This is a genomic window from Streptomyces sp. NPDC050549 (genome assembly GCF_040655035.1).
Lineage (GTDB): Bacteria > Actinomycetota > Actinomycetes > Streptomycetales > Streptomycetaceae > Streptomyces.
This window is the reverse complement of record NZ_JBFAJD010000034.1, coordinates 19,127-38,099: the sequence shown is the minus strand read 5'-3', so window position 1 is coordinate 38,099 and position 18,973 is coordinate 19,127. Positions and strand designations below refer to the sequence as shown.

Below are 18,973 nucleotides of genomic sequence, written 5' to 3'. Positions count from 1 at the left end.
CCGTGGACGCAGCCGAACAGGACCTGCTCGCCGAGACACTCCGCAAGACGATGACGGCGGCGTCGGGGCAGGCGCTTGACACCGCACTGGCCGACCTCGGATGGGCCGAACTCCTGGCCGAACAGCCGGACATCGCCGTACCGCTCGCCTTCCGCCTGCTCGGCGAGACGGGTGCCCAGGCGCCACTCCTCAACGACGTCCTCCTGAACACGACGGGCCGTCCGCCCGGCGGCACCCTGCCGCTGCCGTACACCGGCGGTACGTGGATCGTCTGGGAGCGCGACGACAGTGCGGCCGGGGCGGCCCTGGACGCCGAGCTCCCCCTGCGCGCTGTTCCCCCCGGGGCTCCCGTACCGCTCGGCGTCGGCCGTGTCGCGCTCGGCTGGTGGCTGGTCGGCACCGGCCGCGCCATGCTCGCGCTGGCGCGCCAGCACGCCGTGGACCGCGTCCAGTTCGGCCGCCCGCTCGCCTCCTTCCAGGCCGTACGGCACCGGCTCGCCGAGACCCTCGTGGCGCTGGACGGCGCCGAGGCCACCCTGGTGGCCGCCGACGACGAACTGGGCGCGCTGCTGGCCAAGGCCGCGGCCGGGCAGGCGGCGCTGACGGCGGCCCGGCACTGCCGGCAGGTCCTGGGCGGGATCGGTTTCACCGCCGAGCACGATCTCCACCGGCATGTGCGGCGGGCAATGGTCCTGGACGGACTGCTGGGCAGCGCACGGGAGTTGACGCGCGAGGCCGGGGCGCTGCTGCGGGCCGGCGGGTCCGCGCCGCGGCTCGTCCACCTGTGATCGACCGAGGAGTGACATCAGTGACCGATCTGTGGGGCGACCTGCTCTCCTGCCTTGACCTCGATGCCCGGCCCGGTACCGTGTTCGAGGGCCGCAACCAACAACTCGGCTATCACCGCATCTTCGGCGGGCAGTTGCTCGCGCAGAGTGTCCGGGCCGCCCAACTGGCCTGCCCCGGCAAGGCGGTCAAGAGCCTTCATGTTCAGTTCGCGCGGGCGGGGCGGCCGCAGGAGCCGGTGCGGTACGAGGTGACGCGTCATCACGAGGGCGGATCCTTCGCCACGTTGACGGTCGTGGCACGGCAGACGCAGGGTGTCGTGGCGGTGGCGGCCGTGTCCCTGCACTCCCACGAGGAGGGGCCCGACCAGCAGATCGCGTTCCCGATGCCTGCGGTGCCGGGAGCCGAGCACGACGTGGACCTCTCGCTGCTTCCCTGGGACACCCGGGCCATCGTGGACGTGGACTCGCCGAAGTCGGAGCCGCCCGAGTACGACCTGTGGATGCGCACACCGGCGGTCGCGCCGGAACTCGCCCCGGCGTTGACCGCGTACGCGAGCGATCTGAGTCTGATCGGTACGGCGCTTCGCCCGCTGGAGGGGGTCACCCAGCACGATTCGGGAACCGCGTTCTCCTCTGCCGTCACCACGCACACGGTGTGGTTCCACCGCCCTTTCACGACGGAGGACTGGCTTCTCGCGCCAGCAGAGCCCGCTGCTCGCCCACGGCCGCTGCTACGGCCGGGGAGACGTACTCACCGCGCAGGGGTCTCTGGTCGCCTCCTTCGCGCAGGAGGCTTTGTTGCGCTTCCGTACGGTCGCGTAGCGGCTACCCGCGCCCGCGCGGCACTCAGCGCATCACAGTGCCGCCGTCGACGTTGATGACCTGGCCGTTGATCCAGGCTCCCGCGTCGGACATGAGGTGGGCCACCATCGCGGCGATGTCGTCGGCCCGGCCGTGCCGGGTGCTGCGGGTGCGGGCGAGCAGCGCCTCCAGGAGGTCGGGGGCGGCGCCTTCCCGGATGGCGGGGGTCAGGATCAGACCGGGGGCGACCGCGTTGGCCCGGATGCCCTCCCTGCCCCAACGGGAGGCGACACGGCGGGCGAGGGCGTTGATGCCCGCCTTGGTCGCCGAGTAGGCGGGGCGCGCGGCCTCGCCTGTGAAGGCCGCGATGGACGAGGTGTAGACGAGCGCGCCGCCGCCCCGGGCAAGGAGTTCGGGAACGGCGTATCGCGTGACGAGCATGTGGCCCCGCAGATTGACGGCGAAGGTCCGGTCCCAGACCGCGAGGTCCATGTCGACGACGTCGGTGTCCTTGGAGACCGCGCCCATGTCGCCCGCGTTGATGTGCACGGCGTCCAGGCCGCCGTAAGTCCGCACGGTGGACGTCACCAGTTCGCCGACCGAGACCTCGTCGCCGATGTCGAAGCCCACCGCCACCGCCTCGCCACCGGCGTCACCGATGACCGAGGCGGTCCGCCGGGCGCCCTCGACATCGAGATCGGCGACGACGACCCTGGCGCCCTCGTCCGCCAGCCGTCGGGCCGATGCGGCTCCCAGCCCGGTGGCCGCGCCGGCGACGAGAACGACCTTCTCCTTCAAACCCTCCACGGCGTTCCCTTCATCGCATCGACTCTCTCCCCCCGCTCCACTTGAGCGCTCGGGCGTTACGGCGCCGGCACCTCGATGACCGTGGCGGAGCCCATGCCGCCGCCCGCGCACATCGCGGCGACGCCGATGCCACCGCCCCGGCGGCGCAGTTCGTGCACCAGCGTGACCAGCATCCGGGCGCCGGTCGCGGCGACCGGGTGGCCGAGGGAGCAGCCGCTGCCGTTGACGTTCACGCGGTCGGGGTCGAGACCGAGCAGCTTCACCGCGGCGACGGGCACGGCGGCGAAGGCCTCGTTGATCTCGAAGAGGTCGACGTCGGACGTCGAAAGTCCCGCGCGGGCAAGGGCTTTGGGGATCACCTTCACGGGAGTGAGGCCGGTCTCGGCGGGGTCGGCGCCGACCGAGGCCCAGGAACGGACGACGGCGAGTGCCGGCAGGCCCAGCCGGTCGCTGGCCACCACCAGGGCGGCGGCACCGTCGTTGGCGCCGCCCGCGTTGCCCGCCGTGATGGAGAAGCCGTCTATCTCCGGGTGGAGCGGTTTGAGCGAGGCCAGCTTCTCCAGGCTCGTGGTGCGGCGGGGGTGTTCGTCGACGGAGAACAGGCCGTGCGGTGTGTCGATGGGCACCAGCTCGGCGTCGAAACGGCCTTCGTCGATGGCGCGAATCGCGTTCCGGTGCGAGCGCAGTGCCCAGGCGTCCATGTCTGCGCGGCTCAGACCGGCCCGTACGGCGGTGTTCCAGCCGACCGTGATCGACATGTCCAGGTTGGGGGCGTCGGGGCGGTCGGGGTGCGTGGGCGGACTCCACGGCTCGACCCACTCCCCGTCCACGCGGAAACGCTGTTTCGGAGATGTGGAAGCCGAGTTGACGCCACCGGCGATCACGAGTTCGTCCATCCCCGCGCGGATGCTGCCCGCCGCGCTCTGCACGGCCGCGAGACCGGCGGCGCAGTGACGGTTGTGCGCGAGGCCGGGTACGGCGGTGAGGCCCACGGTGATTGCCGCGTGCCGGGCCACGACCCCGCCGCCGTACAGGCCCTCGCCGAGGATGACGTCGTCGACGGAGTCCGGATCGAGCCCGTCCGTGGCGGCAGCGGCGGCGACGACGTGGTGGGCCAGGTCGAACGCGGTGGTGTCGCGGAGGGTGCCCTTGACGGCGGTGCCGACGGGGGTACGCAGGCGGACACGAGGACTGCTTCAGGCATGGGTGGTCTCCAACTCGGCCAGCAGGGTGCGGCGCAGCAGCTTTCCGGTCTCGGTCTTGGGCAGTTCGGCGCGGAAGACGACCGTGTCGGGGGTCTTGGAGGAGCGCAGCCGGTCCCTGACCCACTGGCGGACCTCCGCCGGATCGCCCTCGCCGACCACGACGGCGACGATCCGCTGCCCCCACTCGGAGTCGGCCACGCCGACCACCGCGGCCTCCACGATCCCGGGGTGGGCGACGAGAACGTCCTCTATCTCGGCGGGAGCGATGTTCTCGCCGCCGCGAATGATGGTGTCGTCCGCGCGGCCCTCGATGAACAGGTAGCCGTCGCCGTCCAGGCGGCCCCGGTCCCGGGTGGGGAACCAGCCGTCCGCGTCGAGGGCGCTGCGTCCGCCGTATTCGCCGGAGATCTGATCGCCGCGCACGAAGACGAGCCCGGTCTCCCCGGCCGCGACCCGCCTTCCGTCGTCGTCACGGATCTCGATCTCGACTCCGGGCAACGGCCGTCCCACGGAGCCGAGCCGGTCCCGCACGGCCGGGTCGGCGGATGCCAGCGCCTCACGGTGGTCTTCGGGCCCCAGCACCGCGACCGAGGAGGCCGTCTCGGTCAGGCCGTACGCGTTGACGAATCCCGCCCCGGGGAAGATCCGCAGTGCCCGTTCCACCACGGGCCTCGGGGTCCTGGCGCCGCCATAGGCCAGGCTGCGGAGTGCAGGCGTACCGGCGTCGTCCGCCGGGACCTCGGCGACGATGCGGGCCAGCATGGTGGGCACGACGAGGGCGTGCGTGACCTGCTCGCTACGCGCGGTCTCCAGCCACTCCCCCGGGTCGAAGGCGGAGAGGTACACCAGACGGCGGCCCGAGTAGAGGTTCGTCAGCAGGTTCATCAACCCGGCGACGTGGTACGGCGGAACGGCCACCAGCGCCGCGTCGCCCTCCTCGGCGGAGGCGAACTCCTGGGTGTTCAGGACGTAGGCGAGCAGGTGCCGGTGGCGCAGCAGGGCCGCCTTGGGTTCGGCGGTCGTGCCGCTGGTGTAGAGAACCACCGCGACCGAGTCCTGGTCCTGGGCCAACTCCGGTACAGCCGTGTCCTCTTCGGCGCTCAGCAGGGCGTCGAGGTCGGCGGGGCGCAGTACGAGGGCGCCGGGGTGGCGGGCCAGGAGGCGGTTCAACTGGTGTTCGCCGAGGCGGTAGTTGAGGGGGATGAACGGGATGCCCGCCAGTGCGGCGCCGAACAGGGCCACCGGGTAGGCGAGGTGACTGGTGCTCAGGTAGAGCACGGCCGGGTGGCCTTGGAAGCGGTGCGCGGCGCGGGCGCGGGCGAGGAGTTCCGAGGCAGTCAGGGAGCGGCCGTTCGCCGTGACCACCGGTCGGTCGCCGCCCGAGGCCACCATCTCGAGAATCATGGTTATATTTATGAGAATGCTATTCTCGTATTACTAGAGCGCTGTTCGCAAGAGAGGAAATCCTTGATGCAGATCAGTGGGAGCTCCGCGGTCGTCGTCGGCGGGGCGAGCGGCCTGGGCGAGGCCACCGTCCGTCGGCTGCACGCGGCGGGAGCGAAGGTCGTCGTAGCCGATCTGGCCGACGAGAAGGGCAAGGCCCTGGAGCAGGAGTTGGGCGTGCGCCATGTGCGCACCGACGCCACCGTCGAGGACGATGTCCAGGCGGCGCTGGCCGAGGCGGAGTCGACGGGACCGCTCAGGATCTCGGTGGACGCGCACGGCGGCCCGGCGAGCGGTGGCCGGCTGGTCGGCAAGGACGGCTCTCCCCTTGACCTCGCGGGTTTCCGCACGACGATCGACGTGTATCTCACCGGCGTGTTCAACGTGATGCGCCTGGCCGCCGCGGCGATGGCCCGTCGGGAGCCGCTGGACGGCGGCCGGGGTGTCATCGTCAGCACGGCCTCGATCGCCGCGTACGAGGGCCAGATCAGCCAACTCCCCTACGCCGCGGCCAAGGGCGGGGTCGTCAGCATGACCCTGGTGGCCGCGCGCGATCTCTCCCCGCTCGGCATCCGGGTGGTCACCATCGCGCCGGGCACCTTCAACACGCCGGCCTACGGCAAGGCGGGCGACCAGTTGGAGGCCTACTGGGGGCCGCAGATCCCGTACCCGAAGCGCATGGGGCTGCCGGCCGAGTACGCGGGGCTGGTGCAGCACATCGTCGAGAACGACTATCTCAACGGCGAGGTCGTCCGTCTCGACGGTGCCCTCCGGTTCCCGCCGAAGTGACCGCCGTGGGTGAACTCACGGGCATGAGCGGCTCGTTGAAGGGCAAGGTCGCGTTCGTCGCGGGCGCCAGCCGTGGCATCGGCCGTACGGTCGCGCTGGCGCTCGCGGAGGCGGGCGCCTCGGTCGCCGTAGCCGCGCGTTCCGAGCAGGAAGGTCGACTGCCCGGGACGATCCACTCGGTCGCGGACCGGATCCGGGCTGCGGGCGGGCGCGCGCTGCCGGTGCCCTGCGACGTGAGCGACGAGGCGTCGGTGGACGCGGCCGTCGCCGCCACGGTCGCGGAGTTCGGCGGGATCGACATTCTCATCGCCAATGCCGGGGTGCTGTGGCTCGGCCCGGTCGAGTCGACACCGCTCAAGCGCTGGCGGCTGTGTCTGGACGTCAATCTGACCGGGGGGTTCCTGGTGACCCGAGCAGTGATTCCCCACGTACGCGCGCGTGGCGGTGGGTCGTTGGTGGCCGTCACGACGGGCGGGGTGGGTATGACGGACCGGGGCGCCAACGCGTACTGGGTGTCCAAGGCGGCGGTCGAGCGACTCTATCTGGGGCTCGCCGCCGACCTGCGGAAGGACAACATCGCGGTCAACTGCCTTGCGCCTGCACGGGTGGTGCTCACGGAGGGCTGGCAGGCCGGCGGCGGGGGCCGGGAGATCCCGCCGGAGATGGTGGAGCCGCCGGAGGCGATGGCGAGGGCCGCAGTCGTCCTCGCGGGCCAGGACGCCACCGGCCTCACGGGTACCGTCCAGCGCTCGGAATCCCTTGCCTGAAGGGCAGTTGGCCTGAGTGTGCGAAGCGCGGTGGGCACGACTGATCGGCGCCATCGGGGGCACACGGAAGGACGAGCCGCCGGGGTCACCGGTGGCTCGTCGTCCATTCTTAGGGGTTTTCAGATGCTTGCCTTCGTGGCTGCCGCGCTCTTCGTCATAGCCTTCCTCATCCGTGTCACCGAGACGTCGACACAGCTGGTCTTCAGCCCGACGAGCCTCATGCTCCTCGGGCTCGCCTTCCTCGCCGCGCACTCGGCCGGCCTGGGGACCGGCTGGTCCGCGCGCCGCAGCGGGCGTCGGCGCTGACCCGGCAAGGCGTTGCCGGACCGCCGCACACACCCCACCGTCGACGAGAACGTCGATCCCGGAAACGAAAGCGGCCTCGTCGGACAGCAGGAACGCCACCGCCGCCGCGACGTCCTCGGCCCGCCCCGTCCGGCCGAGCGGCGTGCGTTCCACCAGCGCGGCCATGGCGGGCTGGGCCGAGGCCTCCTGTCGTCCCTGAGGGGTGTCGATGACCCCCGGCGAGACGGAGCACGCGCGGGCGCCGTACGGCCCCAGCCGTACCGCCTCCCGCCGTACGAACCGGTGCACTCCGTGCTTGGCCCACGCGTAGGCGAGCCCGGAGTTCTCGACGGCGGGCCCGAGGGCGTCCCGGAGCCGGTCGAGGAAGTCGTCCCGGAGCGGGTCGTCGAGGATCGCCGCTACGGCGGAGCCGGCCTCCAGGTTGCCGAGCAGCGGAGCCATCGAGGCGAAGCACACCAGTGCCGTCCCCTCGGTGGCGAGCGGGCGGAGGGCCTCCGCGAGGCGCGCGGTGCCGACCAGGTCGACCTCGAAGATGCGTCGCCAATCGGCCATGGTGGGCGAGATCCCGGCTGCGTGGGAGACGGCCCTGAGAGTGCCCGATTCGGCGGCAAGGGCGGCGAGTCTGGCGACTCCGGCCGGGTCGGTGACGTCGAGGACGAAGGGTTCGATCCTCACCTCCCCGTCCACGGCCGACAGTTCCTTCGCCGCCGCGGTGACGGCCGGTTCGTCGCGGTCCACCAGCAGAAGTGTGTCCACCAGGTCGGTGAGACGTCGTGCACAGGCCAGTCCCATGCCCCGCCCGGGGCGAGGACAGGTTGATCGAGGCCTGGAGCCCTCCACCGGTCCAGTCGGTCTGCTTCTTGGCGTTCGCCAGGACACAACTGCGGGTCAGCTCGGCGCAGTCGCAGGCGGAGGTGGCGAACAGCAGCCAGGTGGAGAAGGCCTGCATGGCGGGCAGGGTGATCTGCGCGTCGGGCGCGTACTTCTTGAACAGGGCGACCATTTCCTTCGTCGCCGGGTTGTCGTCGACCTTCTCCAACGGGTAAGCGCCGTTGATGGAGGCGAAGTTGGTCTGGGTACCGAGCGCGGGACCGGCCAGCTTGAGGAACGCGGGACCGTAGGCGTTACTGTTGGCGTCGATCCAGTCGAGCTTGTAGTCGATGTTGGTGAGCGCCTGCTCCAGCTTCGCCAGTTGGGTGAAGTCGCCCAGGAAGACGAGTCCCTTGACCTTCTTCGTCTTGATGGACTGGGCGTACGGCGTCCAGTCGGAGACACCCTGCGCGGGGTAGAGGTCGGAGTAGGTGACCTTGCCGCCCATCGCGGTGAGGACTTCCTTGTCCTGGGCCGCGAGGACCTTGGTGACGGGCACGTCTCCGGTGATGATGCCGACGCCTCTCGCGGACGACGGGTACGCCTCCTTGAGCAGCCAGGAGAAGTAGCCGGCGTAGGGCGAATAGCCACTTGAGGCGCCCTGGGCCATCACCTGGAGGTCCGCACCGATCTCGGAGGTGACCTGGGCCGGGAACTCGGGGAGCAGGCACTTCAGGCGGGTCTTGACGCCCAGGCCGTCGAGGGCGGCGCCGCCGCCCACCTCGAAGAAGTCGGTGCGGCAGGCCTCGATCATCTTCTGGTTGACCTGCATGAGCGCGGAGTCGTGCGTCACGGGTGTGATCTTGCGTCCGTTGATGCCGCCGGCGGCGTTGCACCAGGAGGTGAAGACCTTCGCCGCGTTCTCGAACTCCGGGTTCTTGGTGAACCCGACGTCGGAGAAGACGCCGACCTTGATGTCGGAGCTGGTGACGCCCTGGCTGGTGACGGACTTGGCCGTGCCCTTGCCGCAGACGGACTTCAGCGTGCCGAAGTCCGCGGTCGCCGTGTCGGCGGCTCCGGTGGTCGAAGGGCTGCTGGTGTCCGCGGACTTGGTGCGGCCGGAACATCCGGCCGCTGCCGCGAGGGCCAGGACCAGCGCGGGGATGAGCAAGCGTCTCATCGGTTCTCCTCGTCGAGAATGTGAGTCCCGCTGTCGGGTGATCAGGTGACCGCGCCCGCCGCCTTGAGCGCGATGATGCAGTCCCAGTCCAGGCCCAGTTCGAGGAGGATCTCCTCGGTCTGGGCGGCGAACTCGGGTGCGGGCCCGAGGTGTGGGGCTTGCACGTCGAACTGCACGGGGCTGCTGACCAGTTCGAGTTCACCTGCCCGCAGCAGGTACTCGTTGGCTCTGATCTGCGGGTCGTCGCCCACTTGAAGGGAGTCCTGCACCGGAGCCCACGGCCCGGCCAGGGTGGCGAAGCGCCGGCTCCAGTCCGCGAGGGTGCGGGTGGCGAGGACCTCGCGCAGGATCTTGACGGCCTCCGCCGTGTTGGCCACGAGGTGCTCGGCCGTGTCGAAGCGGGGGTCGTCGGCGAGTTCGGGGCGGTCGATGTGCCGGCACACATCTGCCCAGAACTTGCCTGGCTGGTTCCCTCGGGGACGCGGCTGAGGCCGGCGGGGCGGGCGGTGACGCGTTCGGCGAAGGCGCCGACGAACATCGAGCCGAAGACCCGCTCGCCCTTCTCGAATCCGTGCGCGGAGGCGGCGACCACGCCGGCGAACTCGCTGCCCGGGGTGAAGGGCGGCTCGGCCTTCACCTGGTAGGCGCCGTCGATCACGAGGACGTCCGCGAAGTTGACGGCGGCGTAGTGCACGTCGACCGGTATGCCTCCGTCTTCTTCGGTGAACTCCGGGGCGGGGAGGGGTGGTTCGGGAATGTCCTCGACGACGACCGGGCCGCCGACGGCGTTGCAGCGGGCGGCTCTCATAGCCGGCTCGGCCGCCTGGGCGGCCATCTGCAGGACGACGTCGCCATAGTGGGCCATCTTGGGGTTGCCGCCCTCGCCCTTCACATGCCGGGCGTAGCCGCCCTCCAGGACGACGGCCATCTTGAACCGGGCGAGGATCACGTAGTAGTCGATCTCGCTGACGTCCCGCCCGCTGACCTTGGCGTAGTGCTCCAGCAGGTCGGCGCGGTCGGGCATGCCGGTGTAGTCGACGTATCCCTTCTGGGTGCGGTCCTCGTCTCCCTTCTGGGTGCGGTCCTCGTCGGCGTCCGGCCAGCCCATGACCACCCAGCCGAGGTCGAGCAACGGGTCGCCCACGGTGGCCATTTCGAAGTCGACCAGGGCCGCGAGTTCGGCGGGCGCGCCGTGGCGGAACATGACGTTGGCGAACTGGTAGTCGCCGTGGATGATGCCCGGTGTCCAGTGCGCGGGACGGTGTTCCCGCAGCCAGGCGGCGGCCTTCTCCAGGCCCGGTATCTCGCGGAACTGGAACTTGGCGAGGTGGGCCAGCCAGCGGTCGACCTGCCGGTCGTGGAATCCGTCCGGGCGGCCGAAGCCCTCAAGTCCCTGGGCCCGCCAGTCCACGTTGCCCAACTTGGCGATGCCCTCGACGAGTTGGTACGCGAGGCCGGGCCGCAGGGACAGGTCGCTGAGGAACGGCTCGGGCCAGCCGCCGGAGTTCATCGGCGACCAGCCGTCGACGTGTGCCATGAGATAGAAGCAGGAGCCGAGCACGCTCGGGTCGTCGCACACGGCGATCGCCTGGGGGTGCGGGACGTCCGTGCCGTTGAGCGCCTTGAGAACGCGGTATTCGCGAAGCATGGTCTCGTTGCGCCCCGGCGGAACCTTCTCCGGCGGTTTGCGCAGCACCATGCTCAGCTCGCCGCGCCGGATGCCGTAGATGTCGTTGGAGGTGCCGCCGGAGATGTACGACGTCTCGACGGGTTCGCCGGGGGCGATGCCCCGGTCGTCCAGCCAGCGGGCGAGGGATTCCGTGTTGGCGAGCGTCACAGCAGGTCCTCCAACTGCTTCCGGGCCCATTCGCGGCGAGTGGGCAGGTGCTGGGTGGGCCACAGGCCGGGGGCGGCTTCGTAGCCACGCAGGACGTCGCGGGCGACGGTGATCTTGTGAACCTCGGTGGGACCGTCTACGACAGCCATGACGGCAGCGCCGTTCCACATGTCCGAGAACGGCATCTCGTTCGACACACCGAGGGCTCCGTGCAGATGCATCGAGCGGTACACGATGTCGTGGAGCACCTTCGGGGTGAGGAACTTGATGGCGGCGATGTCCTTCCGGACCCGCTTGTAGTCCTGGTAGCGGTCGATCTGCCAGGCGGTGTAGAGCACGAACAGCCGGAACTGGGCGAGTTGGGCGTAGGAGTCGGCGAGGTCGGCCCGCACGAGCTGCTTGTCGGCGAGGCGCTCGCCCTGGGTCTCTCGGGACAGGGCGCGCTCGGCCATCATGTCCAGCGCCTTCTGGCGCTGGCCGACGACCCGCATCGCATGGTGGACGCGGCCACCTCCGAGCCGGGTCTGGGCGATCGCGAAGGCCTGGCCCTCGCCGCCGAGCAGCGCGTCGGCGGGGACGCGGACGCCGTCGTAGGCGATGAGCGCGTGCATGCCCTCGTCGGTGGCCTCGCCCATGATGCCGAGGTGGCGTTCGATGCGGACGCCGGGGGTGTCGCTGGGCACCAGGAACATCGACATGCCCTTGTAGGGGCTGACGTCGGGGTTCGTCACGGCCATCACGATGACGAACTTCGACGTGCGGGCGTTGGAGGAGAAGAACTTCCGGCCGGTGATGACCCAGTCGTCGCCGTCGCGCTCGGCGCGGGTGGTGAACATCGTGGGGTCGGCGCCGGCCTGGGGTTCGGTCATGGAGAAGCACGAGAAGCACTCGCCCTCCAGCAGTGGCTGGAGGTAGCGCTCCTTCTGCTTGTCGGTGCCGTAGCGGGCGATGATCTCGGCGTTGCCGGTGTCCGGGGCGGCGGTGCCGAAGATGACGGGGGCCCAACTCGACTGGCCCAGGATCTCATTGATGAGCGCGAGCTTGACCTGGCCGAAGCCGCGGCCGCCGAGCTCGGGGCCGAGGTGCGGGGCCCACAGCCCCTCGTCGCGGACCTGTTGCTTCAACGTCCTTACGACGGGGCCGAGTTCGTCGTCGAGCGGGTGGTAGGCCCGGTCCGGATACAGCAGGTCCAGGGGTTCCACGCGCTCGGCGCGGAACCGCCTGATCCACTCCAGTTTCCCCTCGAACTCCGGCTCGGTGGAAAAGTCCCATGCCATGTCAGACGAACCTCCTGCCAACCCGAACGAATGCGGGTGAGAATATCATTCTCATCTCGGGCAAGTAAGAGTCTCGAAAGTTGCAGTGCGGTCTTCGGCAGGGGAAGCCGAGGTGTTACCGCTGAAGTGGAGTATCGTTCTTCATGTGACAGCTGTCCCCGAAGAACAACCAGCCTGGCGCCAGCGCGCCGTTGAGCGTTCCACCCGTGCCGCCAAGCTCCGCGCCGAACAACGGGTGCAGCGCTTCCTCGACGCGGCACAGGAACTGATCGCGGAGAAGCGGACGACGGACTTCACCGTCCAGGAGGTCGTGGACCGCTCCAAACAGTCACTGCGCAGCTTCTACCAGCACTTCGACGGCAAACACGAGCTGCTGCTCGCCCTGTTCGAGGACGCGTTGTCCAAGTCGGCCGCCGAGATCCGCGAGACCGCCGGCTCCCAGTCGGATCCGCTCCAGGCCCTGCGGCTCGCAGTGGAGATGCTGTTCGAGCAGTCGCTCTCCAACCCCGGTGTGGAGCGCCCCCTGTTCAGTGACTTCGCGCTACAGCTGCTCGTGAAGCACCCCTCACAGGTGGCGACCGCTCATCTCCCCCTGCTCACGGTGTTCACGGAGTTGGTGGAACAGGCGGAGAACGCCGGTGTCATCCCCGCCGGGAAACCCCGCCGTCAGGCCTCGATCCTGATGCAGACGGTCATGTTCGTCGCGCAGGGCAACGGCGTTCCGGCCGGCAGCCACGCTGCGGCGGTCAGCGCCGAGGAGGTCTGGCAGTTCTGCCTCGGCGGCCTCTCGGGCGTTCCGGTGCGCAACTGACGGCGTAATTGACGACGTAATTGACACTCTTCGGAGCGGAGAGTACGGTTCTCGCCCACCGGAACGGGAGGCGGGCGATGACCGAGCCGCTACGGCACGGGGTACAGCGCTACCGGGTCGTGCAGTGGGCCACAGGGAACATCGGCGCCCGCACGATGCGTGCCGTACTGGAGCATCCGAAGCTGACCCTGGCCGGCGTGTACGTCCACACACCGGCCAAGTCGGGCCTGGACGCCCGCGAGTTGAGCGGCGAGGAGTTCGGCACGACCGGCATCCTCGCCACGAACGACCTCGACGAGATCCTGGCGCTCGACGCCGACTGCGTCCTCTACACCCCGCGCTCGTGCGACTTCGACGAGGTGTGCACGCTGCTCTCGTCGGGCGCGAACGTCGTGTCGACGCGCGGCGAGTTCCATCACGCACCCAGCCTCGACCCGGTCGTGCGGAAGCGGATCGAGGACGCGTGCACGGAGGGCGGGACCTCCGTCCACAGCACGGGCAGCAGCCCGGGATTCATCACGGAGGCCCTGCCGATCGTCCTCACCTCGATCCAGCGGCGGCTCGACTCGCTGACGATCGACGAGTTCGCGGATCTCTCCCAACGGGACTCCCCCGGGCTGCTGTTCGAGGTGATGGGCTTCGGACAGCCCCCTGCCGAATTCGGCGAACATCGGCTGACCGGACTGCGCGACAGCTTCGGCCCGTCGTTGCGCCTGCTCGCCGAGGCCCTCGGGACACCGCTGGATTCCGTGGAGGCGACCGGTGAGGTCGCGCTCGCCCGGCGCTCGACCACGATCGTGGCGGGCACCCTGCCGGTCGGCACGGTGGCCGCGCAGCGGATCACCGTCTCCGGGCTGCGGAAAGGGCGGCCCCTGCTGCGGTTCCGCGCCAACTGGTACTGCACCACCGACCTCGATCCCGCCTGGGACCAGCGCGCCACCGGCTGGCATGTGGCGGTCGAGGGGGACGCGCCGCTCGACATCGACCTGCGCTTCCCGGTCCCCCTCGACCGGATGGCCGCGATGTCCCCCTCCTACACCGCGAACCGCGCGGTCAACGCCGTCCCCTTCGTCTGCGCGGCGGCCCCCGGAATCCGCACCACGGCCGACCTGCCGCAGATCGTCGCCGACCTCCGCTGAGGCCGGCCCGATCTCCCCACCTGGTACCCGGGACGCTCAGGCGGTGGTCGCCGGTGCGGCGGCCTCCGGCTCGCTCTCCTCGTCGATCGCGTAGTTCAGGAAGTCGTCGACCATGCGGTGGAACAGCGTTGCCAGTTGCTGCAGTTCGTCCGTCGACCACCCGGAGAGGGCCATCTGCATTCCGCGCGCACCGGCGTCCCGGACGCTGGCGACGGCCTTCTCGCCGGCCTCGGTCAGCTCGATCCGCTGGGCGCGGCGGTCGTCGGGGTCGGGCACGCGGGTGACGTAGCCGGACTTCTGCAGCTGCTGCACCGTACGGGTCACATGCGAGGCCTCGACGCCGAGGCGGTTCGCCAGCTCCCCGGGGCGCAGCGGCTCGGAGTCGGCTACCTGCCGGAGCAACGCCACCGCCGCACGGTCCAGGGGCACACCGGCGAGGGCCATGAGCCGGTCGTGCTGGCGGGCGCGCGTACTCAGGTAGGTGATCCGAGTGAGGGCTCGCTCGATCTCGGTCACCTCCGGAGAGGCGGGGGCGGTGGGGACCGGTGGTGTGGACATGAGACCCACTTTACCATATTGTTGCGTAACTCAAGTAAGTTACGGCGTGCGTTTACCCCGTCTACGGCGGAGAGAGTACGTCACCCGCTGGACAGCATCGACACCGACGTCACCAGCGCTTCCGGCTCGCGAAGAATCGCCCGAAGAAGTCCGCCTTGGCCACGTCCGTCAAGGCCGGCGGGCCGAAGCGGTCGCCGAGTTCCATCGTGGTCGCGAAGCGGTGGTTCGCCGCGGGCCAGCGGGTGAGGCCATGGCCGTTCGGGTCGCCGTGGGTCACGAAGTTCACCACGTAGTCGGACAGGGTGTCGGCGACCGCGCGGTCCGCGTCGGTCCAGGGCAGGTTCGTGGCGTAGAGGTTGCCGAAGACGTAGTTGATCTCCGAACCGTGATAGGCGCCACGGGAGTTGGGGCCGGTCGCCGTCGGCGGGACGTGCTCCCAGTAGTAGGTGAACACCGGGCTCTTGGCCGTCTTCGCCCACTCGGCCGCCCACAGGTTCGCGGAGACCCGGGAACCCTCGCGGGCGGAGTCGTTGCGGGCCTGGCCCGCCTCCGTGTCGGTGGTGGCGGGGTAGAGACTCAGGAACTCCTCGGCGAGAGTGCCGTATTCCCTCTCTGCGGTGGCGAGGTAGTCCGCGAGTTTCACGGTCGGGCTCGGGGAGGCGCCGTTCTCGTCCCTGTTGCCGCCGGCCAGTACCGGTACGTCGTTCAAGTGGCCGCCCACCAGGGCCTGTTCGTACGTCCACGGCTTGACCCAGCCGTCGAGGACCGGGCGGAACTCCGGCGGGTTGCCGTTCACCGGCCCGCTGACCGTGGTGTCGTTCGCGTTCTGACCAGCCATCAACTTGTTGCTCGCCAAGGCTCGGAGAGCGTCGAGCGAGGTGGCGCCGAGTGCGGCGGCGTAGGCGGTGCCCTGGCTCTCGGCCGTTTCCAGAGTGCGGTACGACGCTGCCAGCGCGGCGATTTCGGGGTCGCCGGTGGCGCGGGCGCCGGCGCTCTGCGAGATCGCGCCCTGGAACAGGCCCCTGGCGAGCGGGGAGTAGACGAGGTGCATCACGGAGGCTCCGCCGGCCGACTGGCCTGCGACGGTCACCCGGTTCGGGTCGCCGCCGAACGCGGCGATGTTGCGCCGTACCCAGCGCAGGGCCGAAATCTGGTCGAGGAGACGGTAGTTGCCGGAGGCCCGGTGGCCGGACTCGGCGCTGAGTTCGGGGGTGGCGAGGAAACCGAACGCACCGGTGCGGTAGTTGAGGGTCACCACGACCAGGCCCTTGGCGGCGAGGCCGGCACCGTCGAAGCCGGGGTCGGAGGCGTAGCCGCCGGTGAGCCTGCCGCCGTAGATCCAGACCAGGACCGGGCGCTTCTCCCGTGAACTCGTGGCTCCGGTCCAGACGTCGAGGTTGAGGCAGTCCTCGCTCATCGTGACCGGGGCCGAACCCATCGTCTGCTGCGGGCAGATGTCCCCGAAGGTGTCCGCGACCCGCACGCCCGTCCAGGGCTCGGCCCGCTGCGGCGGGCGCCGTTGGCGCCGACTGTGGTCGCCGCGTAGGGCAGGCCCTTGAACACGGTGACGCCGGAGACCAGGGACGCCACGCCGGACACCCGGCCGGTGTCGATCCGGAGCGGGCCCGTCGGCGGGGTTGCGGAGGTGTCGCGGTCCGTCGCGTCGGCGCCGGTCGTGGTGCCGGCGATGGCGGCCGTCGCGGCGACGGTCAGCGTCCCGTTGAGGAAGGCCCGGCGGTTCATGGCGTGCGAAAGCATGGGGGGCTCCCTGGTCCAGGTGCTTGCGAACGTAAATTCCGTCGACCGGGAACGCCAACAATATTGTCAACTTCAGAGCGGATCCACAGCATGCTCCCGCAGCGGCCCCACGGACAGTCCGCGCATCGCGCACGTGTCGAGGACGCGAGGGACGGCGTCGAGAGTCGCGCGCCAGGAGCCGGGGGCCGAGGTGCAGTCGGAGTCGTGCAGCAGGATCGTGCCGCCGCCGCGCAGGTCCGCGGTGACCGTCCGGTGGACCGACTCCGGTGTGGCGCGCGCCCGCCAGTCCTCTCCCCAGGCCGTCCACAGCACCGGCGTGAGGTCCAGGCGGCGGGCCGCGAGGTGGGCGGCGGTCGACATCACGCCGTAGGGCGGGCGGAAGAGCCGTGGTGTGCGGCCGGTGAGGTCGCCGACCGTGTCGCGGGCGCGGGCCAGGTCGTCCCGGGTGGCGCGCGGGCCGCGCAGCAGGAGGGGGCGGTGGAGCCAGCCGTGGACAGCGATCTCGTGTCCGGCGGCGGCGATCTCGCTGACCAGGCCGGGGGCGCGTACCGCCTGGTTGCCGAGGAGGAAGAAGGTGGCGTGGACCCGGCGCTCGTCGAGCAGGCGCAGGAACAGGGGGGTGGAGAGCGGGTCGGGACCGTCGTCGAAGGTGAGCGCCACGTGGTCGGGCCGACCGCGGCCGGAGAGGCGGGGCATGACGCGGTTGCGGAGCGGGCCGTAGGTGGACAGGACGGGGGCGGCGTACGCGGCGGCTGCGAGCACGGGAAGTGCGGGGAGCGCGGTGCGGAGGAAGCGGGTCGCGGTCATTGGTGATGCCCCTTCGCTCGGCCTGTCGCGCAGGCGCTTCGTGCGGACGCGAGGACGGGGAGCGCGAAACGGGCGGTCGTAAGGAGAAGGCGTACGACTGTCACGAGCGGCCTCCCGTCACGTGGCCTCCGTGGTTCTCGTCGCGTCCGCGGCTCTCGTGGGCCGCATGGAATCCGTGGTGTCCGTGGCCCGGGTCGTCGAAGTCGAAGCGCTGCCCTATGGCGTGTAGGAGGCGCGGGCCGCCGTCGGTCGTGGCGACCGCCGTGCCGACCGCGCCCGCCCAGACCGCGCAGGCCAGGGCTGTGGTGGTCGCGAGCCGCAGGGCGGCCGGACGGACCGCCCGGGTCCGGCGGACGGTGATCGGGGTGGCGGAACCGACGCCGGTCCGGCAGACGCGTACGGTCTCGGCGGCGGGGCCCCGGTCCGCGTTCGTGGCCGGACCCTGGTGTGCTCCGGTGCCGCAGTCTTCCCCGGCGAGCTTGCCTCGGCCTTCGTCGGCGAGGGTGCTGCGGTCCGTCCCGGCGGCCGGCTCCGGTCCCCCGCCCGGAACCTCACCCGGCCCCCCGCCCGCGAACAGCGCGAGCCCCGCCTCCCGTTGCAGCAGCCCGCGCGGGCCGTCGATCAACTCGGCCAGTACGTGCTTGAGTTGGGCCGGGTCCCGGATCCACGCGGCGACGCCCGCCTGGTCCAGGGCGGACGCGTTGGTCAGTCCGTGGCCGGGTATGCAGCCGTAGCTGGCGACGGGCAGGCCCGCGGCGAAGGCCTCCAGGGAGGTCAGTCCGCCGGCGTTCTGGACCAGGACGTCGGCGGCGTGCATCAGGCCGGGCATGTCGTCGACCCAGCCGTGGACGTGCTCGATGCCGTCCGCGCGGAGTTGTTCGGCCAGCGCCTCGTTGCGGCCGCATACCACGACCGGTACGGCCGCACCGCAGTCGCGCAGTTCGCGGGCGGCCTGCCGTACCGGGCCCACGCCCCAGGAACCGGCGACCAGCAGAGCCAGCGGGACGTTCGCGGGCAGGCCGAAACGGGTGCGGGCCGCGGCGCGTTCCGAGGCGTTCACGGGGTGGAAGCGCGGGTCGGCGACCGGGCCGCACACCCGGACGTCGCGTGCGCCGGCGGCCCTGGCCTGCGCGGCGGGCACGGCGTGCAGCGCGAGATGGACGTCGACGCCGTCGGCCACCCACAGCGGGTGGACGGAGAAGTCGGTGAGGTAGGTGAGGACGGGCACGGTGAGCCGGTCGGCCAAACGGAGGTTGCCCAGCACCCGGCTCGCGCCCGGGTACGTCGAGACGACGGCGCCCGTGTCGGCGGGCAGGGCGCGCAGCAGCCGTTCCTCGGCGGAGCGCAGCAAAGCACGCGCGATGGAACCGCCGCCTCCGGCGCGTTCGGTGCTGCTGTAGATCCGCTGGTAGAGCCAGGGTGTCCGGACGAGCATGCGGTGGTAGCCGTCCCGGACCAGCCGGCCGAGCCGGGCGGGCAGCACGTCCAGCAGGTCGAGCCGGTCGACCGCGAGTCCGGCCGCGACCAGGCGCCGTTCCAGCTCGGCGGCGGCGCCGTCGTGACCGGCTCCGACGCTCGCGGAGACGATCACGATCCGCTCGGCCGCCGACGAACGGCTGGGCGGGGTCGTCCGCCGGGGGCGCAGGGTGGCAACCGCGAGGGCGCGCAGATGCACCGTACTTCCGAGGTGGGGCATGGGCTTTTTCCTCCGCAGGTGGAGTGGAGCGGCGAAACTCTACAACATGTAGTAGCTAAGGTCGTACAACATGTAGTAGATCGCGATCGCAAATCGCCGCCCGACCCCCCGCCCGATCGCCGCGAACCCTTGACGCACTTCCTACAGGCCGTAGTAGGTCGGCGGGTAGGCTGGAACGCCGAGCGGTGGAAGGC

The 18,973-nt window shown here is 70.7% G+C and carries 17 protein-coding genes and 3 pseudogenes; 7 read left to right on the top strand and 13 right to left on the bottom strand.

Going from position 1 to position 18,973, the window contains the following annotated elements; all coding sequences use genetic code 11:
• The first annotated feature begins 2 nt into the window (after nt 1-2).
• Both AB0I51_RS36120 and AB0I51_RS36115 read left to right on the top strand, forming a co-directional pair.
• Nucleotides 3-788 carry an acyl-CoA dehydrogenase family protein gene (locus tag AB0I51_RS36120; protein ID WP_362982616.1) on the top strand — a complete coding sequence of 262 codons (786 nt, stop codon included), beginning with the start codon at nt 3-5 and terminating at the stop codon, nt 786-788.
• A 20-nt stretch (nt 789-808) separates the two neighbouring features.
• Nucleotides 809-1,666 carry an acyl-CoA thioesterase domain-containing protein gene (locus tag AB0I51_RS36115; protein WP_362982615.1) on the top strand — a complete coding sequence of 286 codons (858 nt, stop codon included), beginning with the start codon at nt 809-811 and terminating at the stop codon, nt 1,664-1,666.
• On the opposite strand, the gene AB0I51_RS36110 is transcribed toward AB0I51_RS36115, so the two are convergent.
• The 3 genes from AB0I51_RS36110 to AB0I51_RS36100 are packed head-to-tail and all read right to left on the bottom strand — an operon-like array spanning nt 1,635 to nt 5,005.
• A complete protein-coding gene (locus tag AB0I51_RS36110; protein ID WP_362982614.1) occupies nt 1,635-2,396 on the bottom strand; it encodes an SDR family oxidoreductase in 762 nt (253 codons plus the stop codon). The two genes, AB0I51_RS36115 and AB0I51_RS36110, sit on opposite strands and share 32 nt — an antisense overlap.
• Before the next feature lie 56 nt (nt 2,397-2,452).
• Complete coding sequence (locus AB0I51_RS36105) at nt 2,453-3,574, bottom strand: thiolase family protein (RefSeq protein ID WP_362982677.1); 1,122 nt, start codon at nt 3,572-3,574, stop codon at nt 2,453-2,455.
• 18 nt (nt 3,575-3,592) lie between these two features.
• Entirely contained in the window at nt 3,593-5,005 is a 1,413-nt protein-coding gene (locus AB0I51_RS36100) for a class I adenylate-forming enzyme family protein (protein ID WP_362982613.1), read from the bottom strand.
• A 66-nt stretch (nt 5,006-5,071) separates the two neighbouring features.
• On the opposite strand from AB0I51_RS36100, the gene AB0I51_RS36095 reads away from it, so the two are divergent.
• From AB0I51_RS36095 to AB0I51_RS36085, 3 genes are all read left to right on the top strand, one after another.
• Nucleotides 5,072-5,833: an SDR family NAD(P)-dependent oxidoreductase gene (locus tag AB0I51_RS36095; protein WP_362982611.1), complete on the top strand. Its 762-nt coding sequence runs from the start codon at nt 5,072-5,074 to the stop codon at nt 5,831-5,833.
• Between the two features lie 23 nt (nt 5,834-5,856).
• Complete coding sequence (locus AB0I51_RS36090; RefSeq protein ID WP_362982609.1) at nt 5,857-6,600, top strand: SDR family NAD(P)-dependent oxidoreductase; 744 nt, start codon at nt 5,857-5,859, stop codon at nt 6,598-6,600.
• Between the two features lie 123 nt (nt 6,601-6,723).
• Nucleotides 6,724-6,906, top strand: coding sequence for a hypothetical protein (locus AB0I51_RS36085; protein ID WP_362982607.1), 183 nt, complete (start codon nt 6,724-6,726; stop codon nt 6,904-6,906).
• Between the two features lie 90 nt (nt 6,907-6,996).
• Here the strand turns inward: AB0I51_RS36085 and AB0I51_RS36080 are convergent.
• The 5 genes and pseudogenes from AB0I51_RS36080 to AB0I51_RS36060 all read right to left on the bottom strand — a co-directional run.
• Nucleotides 6,997-7,698 (bottom strand): annotated as a pseudogene (locus tag AB0I51_RS36080) (SDR family oxidoreductase); the annotation flags it as partial.
• A 55-nt stretch (nt 7,699-7,753) separates the two neighbouring features.
• A pseudogene (locus tag AB0I51_RS36075) lies at nt 7,754-8,896 on the bottom strand (ABC transporter substrate-binding protein); the annotation flags it as partial.
• A 41-nt stretch (nt 8,897-8,937) separates the two neighbouring features.
• Nucleotides 8,938-9,465: a CoA transferase gene (locus AB0I51_RS36070; RefSeq protein ID WP_362982676.1), complete on the bottom strand. Its 528-nt coding sequence runs from the start codon at nt 9,463-9,465 to the stop codon at nt 8,938-8,940.
• A 26-nt stretch (nt 9,466-9,491) separates the two neighbouring features.
• Nucleotides 9,492-10,595 (bottom strand): annotated as a pseudogene (locus tag AB0I51_RS36065) (phosphotransferase); the annotation flags it as partial.
• 134 nt (nt 10,596-10,729) lie between these two features.
• Nucleotides 10,730-12,010 (bottom strand): acyl-CoA dehydrogenase family protein, encoded by a 1,281-nt coding sequence (locus AB0I51_RS36060; RefSeq protein WP_362982605.1) that lies wholly within the window; start codon nt 12,008-12,010, stop codon nt 10,730-10,732.
• A gap of 145 nt (nt 12,011-12,155) precedes the next feature.
• On the opposite strand from AB0I51_RS36060, the gene AB0I51_RS36055 reads away from it, so the two are divergent.
• Together AB0I51_RS36055 and AB0I51_RS36050 are read left to right on the top strand one after the other, a co-directional pair.
• A complete protein-coding gene (locus tag AB0I51_RS36055; RefSeq protein WP_362982603.1) occupies nt 12,156-12,821 on the top strand; it encodes a TetR/AcrR family transcriptional regulator in 666 nt (221 codons plus the stop codon).
• A 77-nt stretch (nt 12,822-12,898) separates the two neighbouring features.
• Nucleotides 12,899-13,960 (top strand): dihydrodipicolinate reductase, encoded by a 1,062-nt coding sequence (locus AB0I51_RS36050; protein WP_362982601.1) that lies wholly within the window; start codon nt 12,899-12,901, stop codon nt 13,958-13,960.
• A gap of 36 nt (nt 13,961-13,996) precedes the next feature.
• Here AB0I51_RS36050 and AB0I51_RS36045 read toward each other — a convergent pair whose 3' ends face one another.
• From AB0I51_RS36045 to AB0I51_RS36025, 5 genes are all read right to left on the bottom strand, one after another.
• Nucleotides 13,997-14,518 (bottom strand): MarR family transcriptional regulator, encoded by a 522-nt coding sequence (locus AB0I51_RS36045; protein WP_362982599.1) that lies wholly within the window; start codon nt 14,516-14,518, stop codon nt 13,997-13,999.
• Nucleotides 14,519-14,627: 109 nt separating this feature from the next.
• Complete coding sequence (locus AB0I51_RS36040; RefSeq protein WP_362982597.1) at nt 14,628-16,001, bottom strand: carboxylesterase family protein; 1,374 nt, start codon at nt 15,999-16,001, stop codon at nt 14,628-14,630.
• Nucleotides 15,932-16,276, bottom strand: coding sequence for a hypothetical protein (locus AB0I51_RS36035; protein WP_362982595.1), 345 nt, complete (start codon nt 16,274-16,276; stop codon nt 15,932-15,934). Before AB0I51_RS36035 ends, AB0I51_RS36040 begins: the two co-directional genes overlap by 70 nt.
• Nucleotides 16,277-16,348: 72 nt before the next feature.
• Complete coding sequence (locus AB0I51_RS36030) at nt 16,349-17,083, bottom strand: polysaccharide deacetylase family protein (RefSeq protein WP_362982593.1); 735 nt, start codon at nt 17,081-17,083, stop codon at nt 16,349-16,351.
• 100 nt (nt 17,084-17,183) lie between these two features.
• The gene (locus AB0I51_RS36025) at nt 17,184-18,779 is read right to left on the bottom strand and encodes a glycosyltransferase (RefSeq protein WP_362982591.1); all 1,596 of its coding nucleotides are present in this window, start codon (nt 18,777-18,779) and stop codon (nt 17,184-17,186) included.
• Nucleotides 18,780-18,973 lie beyond the last annotated feature (194 nt).